Source organism: Micromonospora inaquosa (genome assembly GCF_003857055.1).
Classification (GTDB): Bacteria; Actinomycetota; Actinomycetes; order Mycobacteriales; family Micromonosporaceae; genus Micromonospora; species Micromonospora inaquosa.
Genome location: NZ_QGSZ01000140.1, coordinates 1 through 9,205 on the forward strand (window position 1 = coordinate 1; position 9,205 = coordinate 9,205).

Annotated in this window: 9 protein-coding genes; 5 read left to right on the top strand and 4 right to left on the bottom strand. The window is 71.9% G+C overall.

All coding sequences use genetic code 11. The annotated features are described in order from the left end of the window. Positions 1–39: 39 nt before the first annotated feature. A complete protein-coding gene (locus tag DLJ59_RS05385) occupies positions 40–2,412 on the top strand; it encodes a M28 family peptidase (protein WP_124771406.1) in 2,373 nt (790 codons plus the stop codon). Between the two features lie 117 nt (positions 2,413–2,529). Here DLJ59_RS05385 and DLJ59_RS05390 read toward each other — a convergent pair whose 3' ends face one another. After that, positions 2,530–3,978, bottom strand: a complete 1,449-nt coding sequence (locus tag DLJ59_RS05390; protein ID WP_124771399.1) for an ATP-binding protein — start codon at positions 3,976–3,978, stop codon at positions 2,530–2,532. A 225-nt stretch (positions 3,979–4,203) separates the two neighbouring features. Between DLJ59_RS05390 and DLJ59_RS05395 the strand changes: the two genes are divergently transcribed. Then, entirely contained in the window at positions 4,204–4,698 is a 495-nt protein-coding gene (locus DLJ59_RS05395) for a GNAT family N-acetyltransferase (protein ID WP_208648564.1), read from the top strand. A gap of 22 nt (positions 4,699–4,720) precedes the next feature. Here the strand turns inward: DLJ59_RS05395 and DLJ59_RS05400 are convergent, their stop codons facing one another. From DLJ59_RS05400 to DLJ59_RS05410, 3 genes are all read right to left on the bottom strand, one after another. Then, positions 4,721–4,975 (bottom strand): Smr/MutS family protein, encoded by a 255-nt coding sequence (locus tag DLJ59_RS05400; RefSeq protein WP_007465523.1) that lies wholly within the window; start codon positions 4,973–4,975, stop codon positions 4,721–4,723. A 118-nt stretch (positions 4,976–5,093) separates the two neighbouring features. Then, positions 5,094–5,462, bottom strand: coding sequence for a tetratricopeptide repeat protein (locus DLJ59_RS05405; protein ID WP_124771401.1), 369 nt, complete (start codon positions 5,460–5,462; stop codon positions 5,094–5,096). A 119-nt stretch (positions 5,463–5,581) separates the two neighbouring features. After that, positions 5,582–6,352, bottom strand: coding sequence for an ROK family protein (locus tag DLJ59_RS05410; protein ID WP_124771402.1), 771 nt, complete (start codon positions 6,350–6,352; stop codon positions 5,582–5,584). A 62-nt stretch (positions 6,353–6,414) separates the two neighbouring features. On the opposite strand from DLJ59_RS05410, the gene DLJ59_RS05415 reads away from it, so the two are divergent. The 3 genes from DLJ59_RS05415 to DLJ59_RS05425 form a co-directional block, all read left to right on the top strand. After that, a complete protein-coding gene (locus DLJ59_RS05415) occupies positions 6,415–8,052 on the top strand; it encodes an ABC-F family ATP-binding cassette domain-containing protein (protein WP_124771403.1) in 1,638 nt (545 codons plus the stop codon). 38 nt (positions 8,053–8,090) lie between these two features. Beyond that, positions 8,091–8,399: a hypothetical protein gene (locus DLJ59_RS05420; protein WP_124771404.1), complete on the top strand. Its 309-nt coding sequence runs from the start codon at positions 8,091–8,093 to the stop codon at positions 8,397–8,399. Between the two features lie 125 nt (positions 8,400–8,524). Then, the coding region (locus DLJ59_RS05425; protein WP_124771405.1) for a class I SAM-dependent methyltransferase at positions 8,525–9,205 on the top strand (681 nt) is incomplete at its 3' end.

Consider the following 9,205-nt stretch of genomic DNA (forward strand, 5'->3'; position numbering starts at 1 on the left):
CCCACCACCCCGGCCACGACGGGCACGCCGCCCCGTCCGATTCCGGGCGTACCCCCTGCCAACCGTGCGTTGACCCGGCCGCGTCGGCGTCTCGTGGCCGCCGCGGCGGCCCTGGTCGCGCTGGCCGCGCTCGGCGCCGGCAGCCTGCTCGACCTGCGCACCCCGGCCCCGAAGCCGGTCGACGCGCCGGCCGACGAGTTCAGCGCCGGCCGGGCGTACGAGGACGTCCAGGTGATCGCCGCCCGGTCCCATGTGGCCGGTAGCCAGGCCAACGAGCAGGTCCGCGCGCACCTTGAGCAGCAGTTGCGGGGCCTGGGCCTGGAGACCGAGGTGCAGGACACCGTGGCACCAGAGGCCGGTCAGCTCAGCGGGGCGGCGGGCGGGGCGACGGTGGCGCGGATCCGCAACGTGGTGGCCCGGCTGCCCGGCACCGACTCGACCGGTCGGGTCTTCCTGGTCGCCCACTACGACTCGGTGCAGACCGGGCCGGGCGGCAACGACGACGCCGCCGGCACGTCGGCCATCCTGGAGGTGGCCCGTGCGCTGACCACCGGCCCCCGCCCCCGCAACGACATCGTCTTCGTGCTGACCGACGCCGAGGAGGCGTGCCTCTGCGGGGCGTCCGCGTTCGCCGCCAGTCATCCGCTGGCCGCCGACGGCGGTGTGGTGCTCAACCTCGAGGCGCGGGGCTCCACCGGTCCGGTGATCATGTTCGAGACGTCCCGGAACAACGCGAAGCTGGTGGACATCTTCGGCCGGGCCGCCCCGCACCCGGTCGGCACCTCGTTCGCGGTGGAGATCTACCGCGCGTTGCCCAACGACACCGACTTCACCGCGTTCCTCGATGAGAAGTTCGTCGGGCTGAACTCGGCGTACATCGACGGTGGCGCGATCTACCACACGCCGTTGGACACTCCCGACGCCGTGGACCGGGGCAGCCTCCAGCAGCACGGGGACAACGCGTTGGGCCTGGCCCGGGAGTTCGGCGGCATCGACCTGACCGACCTGCGCTCCGGGCACGACGCCACCTACTTCCCCGTCCCCGGTGGGCTGGTCCGCTACCCCGGCTGGCTCACCCTGCCGCTGGCCCTGCTCGCGGTGGCCGCGGTCGCCGCCCTGGGCTGGCTGGTCCGCCGCAGCGGCCGGGCCAGCGCCGGCCGGCTCGCCGCCGGCTTCGCGCTGGCCCTGGTGCCGATCGCCGCCGGGCCGGTCGCCGCCCAACTGCTCTGGCTGGCGATCACCACGATCCGACCGGGGTACGCGGAGCTGCTCGACCCGTACCGGCCGATCTGGTACCGGCTGGCCGTCGTGGCGCTCGCCGCCGCCATCCTGTTCACCTGGTACGCGCTGACCCGCCGCCGGATCGGCCCGGCCGCGCTCGCCGTCGGCGGGCTGGCCTGGCTCGCGCTGTTCGGGGTGCTGCTCGCCGTGGCGGTGCCGGGTGGGGCGTACCTCACCACAGTGCCGGCGCTGGCCGGCGCCGTCGGCGGGCTGGTCGCGCTGCGTACCCGGCAGAGCGGGCCGTGGCCGGTGGTGGCGGTGACGGCCGCCGCCGCCGTCGGTGTGGTCATCCTGCTGCCCACCGTGGTGCTGCTCTTCCCCGCGCTGGGGATGGCGATGGGCGGGGTGGCCGCGCTGGTCGCGGTGCTGCTCGGTCTGGTCGCCCTGCCGGTGGTCGACCTGCTGCACCCGCAGGCCGGTGGCCAGCGCGGAATGCTGGCGCTGCGGGCCCGGCGGCTCGCGGTGCTGCCAGCCGGTGCCGCCGCCGTGGCGACGGTGGTGCTCGCCGGGGTCGGCCTGGCCGTGGACCGCTTCGACGCCGCCCACCCGGTGCCGACCCACCTGATGTACGCCATGGACGCCGGCACCGGCCAGGCCCGCTGGCTCAGCCACGAGAGCGACCCGCAGCCGTGGACCGACGGTTACGTGGACGGAGTGACCGACGTCAGCGACGACTACCCCGGGCTCGGTGGTGGTGAGCTGCGGGCCGGCCCGGCGCAGGCGGCGAACCTGCCGGCGCCGAAGTTGGAGGTGCTGGCCGACGCCAGCGCCGGCGGCGAGCGCACGCTGCGGCTGCGGCTCACCCCGCAGCGGGTCGCCCGGATCGCCACAGTGCACGTCGACACGTCGACCGCCACCGTGCTGCGCGCCGAGGTGGCGGGGCGGTCGGTGCCGGTGGAGCCCCGGGACGGGAAGTGGGGCTTCGGGCTGGTGGTCCACGCCCCGCCGACGGAGGGCATCGAGGTCACGTTGACAGTGCGGCCGATCGCCGGGCAGGTGGCGCTGCGGGCGATGGACGCCAGTGACGGCTTGGACGGGCTGCCCGGCTTCCGCCCCCGGCCGCCGGCCGTCGGCGTCGTCGGGTCGCACAGCTCGGAGATGCTGGCGGTCGCCCGCACCTACCAGTTCTAGAACGACGACGGCGGGGGACCGTCCCCGGTCCCCCGCCGTGTCACCTCAGCCGAGCTGGTCGAACCTGCCTCCCGGCGCCTCGACCGCCTCGCCTCAGTTGGCCACAGCCGGACAGCCTCAGGCCGACCAGGCCTGGACGATGTCGTCAGGTCCCCAGACGAGGTCCACGGCCCCGGCCGGGAGGTCGGCTCCGGAGCGGCTGACGACGACCAGGCCACTGGCCCCGGGCCGAAAACCCGGGATCGCCGGGGCATGACGCCGCAGGTCGTCGAGATGATGCCGGTCGAACGGGCCGTCCTGCCACTTGATGGAGCCGGCGAACGCGAGGCGGGAGGCGATCGGGGCGCGGTCGGCTCCGACAAGGTCGATCTCCGGGTTGGATTGCCGGTTCCACCAGCCGCCGACCTCCCACGTGTCGGTCCAGGGCAGCCCTCCGGCGCCGGCCGAGATGGCGAGCGCATCGCGGATGAGCGGCTCGACGGCGTTGCCCCGCCAGGTGGACCACCGACTCTCGAGGACGGCACGGGCAGCCGCTGTCCTGTCGCGCAGAACCAGCTGATGCGCATCGCGCAGGATCGCCAGGTACAGGCGCAGGTTGCTGTCGGCGATTCGGTACTGCGCCAGTTTGCTGGGCTTGGTGGACAGCGGTCTGTCGACAGCGAGGATCTGTTTCTCCTCGACGAGCCGGTGCAGCAGCGGGGACAGGGTGCCGGAACTGACCGGACCGCCGCGGTCCCCGGCGGCAGCGGCGATGTTGCTGAACGTGCGCACGCCTGCTCCGCCGACCGCTTCCAAGATGCGCCGGGCAGTGTCCGGGGCGGGAAACTCCGAGGCCAGGGACTGTTCGGGAACGGTGAACAAGGCTGACGTCTTGTTGGAGATCTCCTGAGTCAGGAATTCGGCGGGCGGCGTTCCCGGGGACCACTGGAGAGCGACGCCGGGCAACCCACCGGTGATCAAGTGCGCGTCGATCGCGTCCGCGCCACTCAGCCCGGTCACGGCGGCGGTCTCGGCAAGATTGAAGGGGCCGAGGACCATGTTCGTGGCCCTGCCGTAGAAGGGCCGGTCGTACTCGGTGAGCCGCTGCATCATGTGCAGATCACTGCCGAGCAGCAGCAATAACACTGGCTTGCTGGAGATGAGCCGGTCCCAGGCGACCTGGAGATGCCCGTCGAACGTCGCGTCCTGCTCGGAGATCCAGGGCAGTTCATCGAGGACGACCACACTCGGTGTATCGGGCAGGACACCCGCCAAGACCCGCAGCATGTCTCCCCAGCCACCGGCCGGCGGCTGGGACGGCAGAAGGTCGCGACCGCCAGAGGTGAGCAGCGACGAGTCGCGCAGTGCGCCGAGAAAGTAGCCAACCGCTTCGATGCTCGATGCGCCCTTGACCGCGGTGTAGAAGCAGTACGGCAGATCGGCACGGTCGCACAGCTCCTGCACCAGCCGCGACTTGCCCACCTGCCGCCGTCCACGGACGGCGACTGAACGGCCCTCGCCGGTGCGCTTCACATGGTCAAGCTGTTTGGTGAGGAGTTCGAGTTCGGTGCGGCGGCCGATGAACATCGACCCTCCCAAAGCTAGATCGCATCTTACGTCGGTGCAGTCTACCTAACCCGCACCTTGGCCACACCGAAGCCCCCGGCATGCGCACTACCCCGGCTGGCAGACGAGCTGGAGTTGGATTGGCCCTCGGTCAACGCCGCTGACCACAGCCCACCCCGGGCTTTGCAGCGTCTCCAAGACGGCATGATCTTGGATCTGTTGGATCTTACGTGCGACGCTTCTGCGGTGACTGATTTCGGCATCCGCGCAGCCACCTCGGCTGATTTCGAGTTCCTGGTCGACATGCTCGTGGAAGCCATGAACTGGCTGCCTGACCGCAACTGGCCTCGCGAGGAGATCCTGGCGAATCCCGCGCTGGCGCACTATGTCACCGGCTGGATGCAGCCAAACGACTTCGGCCTGGTTGCGGTTGACCCGGTTGACCGGCCCGTCGGCGCGGCCTGGTTCCGATATCTGACCGCCGCTGATCCAGGCTACGGGTACGTGAGTGACGACGTGCCAGAGCTGACGATCGGCGTAGTGGAAAGCTGGAGAGGCCGGGGCGTGGGCCGAATGCTTCTGCGCGCCGTTCTGGACACCGCACGAGAACGTGGCATCCGCACGGTGTCGCTGAGCGTGGAGCGGGCGAACTTCGCCGCGAGGCTGTACGCCGCTGAAGGGTTTCGCACGGTTGAGTCGTTCAAGGACGCGGACACGATGGTCGCCGAGATCGGCGCCTGACGCGTCTAGCCACCATCCGGATCTACTTCCAGCGGAAGTGGACGAACAGGCGGCCGAAGTTCTTTGAATCCTTCTCCACCCGGTGGTAGAGCTGCTTCACGTCCTTCTGGTCGAGGAACCGCAGCACCCGCTTCTTGAGCTGGCCGGACCCCTTGCCGGGGATGATCTCGACGAGCGTGGCCTTCTTCGCCACCGCCTCGTCCATGATCCCGCGCAGGGCGCGGTCTATGTCCTGGCCCTTGTTGAAGATCTCGTGCAGGTCCAGCTTGAGCTTCATGCCGCAGCCCCCGGCCGGTCAGGTCCCATGTCCGCCATCCTAGGCACGTCGGCCAGGTCGTCCGACGACGAAGGGGCGGCCCCGAAGGACCGCCCCCGCACGCGTCACCGGGTCAGGCTCAGCGCCTGCCGCCCAGGCGGGTCTCCACCCGCTCCAGCGCGGTCCGGTAGTCGTCGTTGGCCGCGTACATAGCGGCGGCGATGCGCAGGTGCCGCAGCGCGTCGGTGTGCCGGTTCAGCCGTTCCAGGGTCCGACCGAGCACGTGGTGCGCGTAGTGGTCGCTCGGGTCCCGCTCGATCAGCTCGCGCAGGTGCTCCTCGGCCCGGTTGAGCTGGGCCGACTGGAAGTACGCCCGGGCCAGCAATTGCCGGACCGCCGCGTTGCCGGGTTCGACGTCGATGATCGGCTCCAGCAGTCGGGCTGCCCCGCTGGGGTCACCGGTTTCGAAGAACATGGTCGCCCGCCGGTAGTCCGCCAGAAGATCCATCTGCCACCTCCTCGGGTCGCACCGTCACCTGTTCCGACGCTGGCACAACGCTGGGCGTTTGGCGACTGTTCCCGGGGTCGAGATCGGGTCAGTTCCGGCCGCCGACGGAGGCCGAAGGGTCAGGTGCGGGCGTCCCGGCGTCCGACGGAGAGCTCCCAGGCGCGGACGCCGCCGACGATCCCGGCGGTGTTCGGCACCACCACCACGTCGTCGCCCATCCGGGCCAGTTGCTCGGGCCGGATCAGCCGGGAGTTGCCCCCGCCCAGGTAGAGCCGGTCCCAGCGGAACACCGGGCGCAACCCGTCCACCACCTGCCGGATCCGCCGGGACCAGAAGGCGTCACCGAGCCGCCGCCGTTCCGGTTCGCCGACGTACGTGTCGTAGGTGGTGCCCCAGCGCACCGGCGCGTGCGACAGCTCCAGGTGCGGGGCGAGCACCCCGCCGTCGAAGAGCGCGCTGCCCAGCCCCGTTCCCAGGGTCAGCACCAGCTCGCAGCCGGTGCCGGCGACCACTCCGGCGCCGTGCACCTCGGCGTCGTTGAGCACCAGCGCCGGCACCCCGAACGCGTCGGCCAGCGCGCCCCGCGCGTCCCAGCCGGACCACTCGGCGAGCAGGTCCGGGTCGACCCGGCTGCGGGGGCCGCTGCGGGTCACGTAGTGCGGTGTGCTCACCACCACTCCGTGCCGGATCATCCCGGGTACGCCGACCGTGAGCCGGTCCGCCGTCGGCAGGCGCCCGCCCAGATCCAGCAGGGTCCGGACAAACAACGCGGGCGGCAACGGGTACGGGGTGGGCACCCGCAACGGCCGGGCCCGCATCGTTCCCGCCTCGTCGAGCACGGACGCCTTGATGCCCCCGCCGCCACAGTCGATCGCCAGTGTGGTCACCACGCTGTTGAGTCTGCCCGCTGCCGGCCCGTCGTATGCGGGCGGCCGGATAGGCTGCCGTCCTGATGAGCGCCACGATGATCGTCAAGGACCTGGCCGCCGGGCACGGCGACCGCCCGCTCTTCGCCGGATTGGACCTGGTGGTCGCCCCCGGCGACGTGGTCGGGCTGGTCGGCCCGAACGGGGCCGGTAAGTCGACGCTGCTGCGTACCCTCGCCGGGTTGTCGCCGGTCGAGGCCGGCAGTGTGCGGCTCAGCCCGCCCACGGCGAGCGTCGGACACCTGCCGCAGGAGCCGGAGCGGCGGCCGGGCGAGACGGTACGGGACTTCCTGGCCCGCCGGACCGGGGTGACCGCCGCGCAGGCGGCGTTGGACGCGGCGACCGAGGCGCTGACCGCCGGGGCGGCCGGTGCCGACGACGCGTACGCCGACGCGCTGGAGCGCTGGCTGGCCCTGGGCGGCGCGGATCTGGACGAACGCGCCGAGCAGGTCAGCGCCGATTTGGGCCTCGCGGTGGACCTGCACCACCCGACGACCGGGCTCTCCGGCGGCCAGGCGGCCCGGGCCGGGTTGGCGTCGCTGCTGCTCAGCCGGTACGACGTGTTCCTGCTCGACGAGCCGACCAACGACCTGGACCTGGCCGGCCTGGAACGGCTGGAGGAGTTCGTCACCGGGCTGCGGGCGGGCACGGTGCTGGTCAGCCACGACCGGGAGTTCCTCACCCGCACGGTGACCCGGGTGCTGGAGCTGGACCTGCCGCAGCAGCAGGTCAACCTCTACGGCGGCGGTTACGCGGCCTACCTGGAGGAGCGCGAGGTGGCCCGTCGGCACGCCCGCGCGGACTTCGAGGAGTACGCCGACACCAAGGCTGGACTGGAGGCACGGGCCCGCACCCAGCGTGGCTGGATGGAGAAGGGCGTGAAGAACGCCCGCCGCAAGGCCACCGACAACGACAAGATCGGCCGTAAGTTCCGCAGCGAGGCGAGCGAGAAGCAGGCCGCCAAGGCCAAGCAGACCGAACGGTTGATCGAACGGCTCGACGTGATCGAGGAGCCCCGCAAGGAGTGGGAGCTGCGGATGGAGATCGCCGCCGCGCCCCGCGCCGGCGCCGTCGTGGCCACGCTGCGCGGAGCCGTGGTACGCCGGGGTGGCTTCACCCTCGGCCCGGTCGACCTCCAGATCGACTGGGCGGACCGGGTCGCGGTGACCGGGGCGAACGGCTCGGGCAAGTCCACCCTGTTGGCCGCGCTGCTGGGGCGGCTGCCCCTGGACTCCGGCACCGCCTCCCTCGGGCCCGGCGTCGTGGTCGGCGAGGTGGACCAGGCCCGAGGGCTGTTCCTCGGCGACGTACCGCTGATCGACGCGTTCCAGGCGGCCGTACCCCACCTGTCGCCGGCGGACGCGCGGACCCTGCTGGCCAAGTTCGGCCTGCGTGCGGCGCACGTGCCCCGACCGGCTGCCACCCTCTCCCCCGGTGAGCGGACCCGGGCCGCGCTGGCCCTGCTCCAGGGCCGTGGCGTCAACCTGCTGGTGCTGGACGAGCCCACCAACCACCTGGACCTGCCGGCCATCGAGCAGCTCGAATCGGCGCTGGCCAGCTACCCCGGAACGCTGCTGCTGGTCACCCACGACCGGCGGATGCTGGCCGCCATCGAGACCAATCGGCGACTGCGGGTGGATGCCGGGCGGATCGCCGAGGATTGATCCGTGTCCGCGGGCTGGCGCGGGGTGAGAATGACGCCATGCTCAAGTGGGAGTACGCCCTGCTGGTCCGCCGCCGCCAGGCCGCGACCAACGACCTCGGCTGGGAGGTCGTCTTCGTCTGGTACGGCCCGGACGGCTCGATGGTCGACGTGACGCCGTACGGCGACACCGCCCTGGCCCACCTGAACCGGGCCGGCGACCAGGGCTGGGAGTTGGTCGCGATGAGCGAAGATCCGTCCCTGCCCGGCAACAACGAACTGCACCGCTATCACCTCAAGCGGCCGAAACCCACCGACCCGCCACCTCGCCAGCGGATGCGCGGCGGCCGCCGCACCCTCTCCGGCTGAGACCCGGGCGCTCGCGATCCGGGCCGCGCCGGGGCCCGGCCGACCGGGCGCTCGGGCGATGCGGGCCGGGCCTGCGGGGCATAACGGGCGCGATTGCGGGTATCGCGCGGCGGGAGGTGACCCGAATGGTCGCTTTGGCGCAGACTCCACCCTCGGCCGACCGGCTGCGGGCGATCGACGAATTCCTCGCCCAGGCATGGGCGGACCAGGTCCGCCACGATGATCGGTTGCGGGACCTGGCGGTCGAGGTGCGGTTCGACCGGGGGGTGGCCCACCTGAGCGGCGACGTGCCCGAGCCCCCCCAACTCCGGCTGGTGCGAGGCCTGGTGGGGCAGTTGGCCGGCGTCTACGGCGTCTGGTGTCGGGTCGGCATCGGCGGGCGGGCGCCGGTGGTCGTGGACCTCGGCTGTGGGCCAACCAAGCAGTGGTCGAGCAACCTGGGGCTGGACATCTACCCGGCGCCCGGTGTGGACGCCGTGGCGGACCTGTCCGGCTCGCTGCCGCTCGCCGACAACTCGGTGGACGTCCTCTTCGCGGTGCACATCCTGGAGCACCTGATCGACTTCCTGCCGCTGGTCGACGAGTGTCATCGGGTGCTCCGCCCCGGTGGTGTGCTGCACGTGATGAGCCCCTGGTGGGGGCATGTGAACGCGGTGGCCGACCCGACTCACGTCCGACTGATGGACGTGCAGACGTTCAAGGGGATCTGCCAGCTCCGGCCACCGGGCACGCCGCGCTGGTACCCACTGCACGCCGGCTGCGACGGCGCCTCGATCTTCGCCGACCTGACCCCCCTCCCCCCGGAC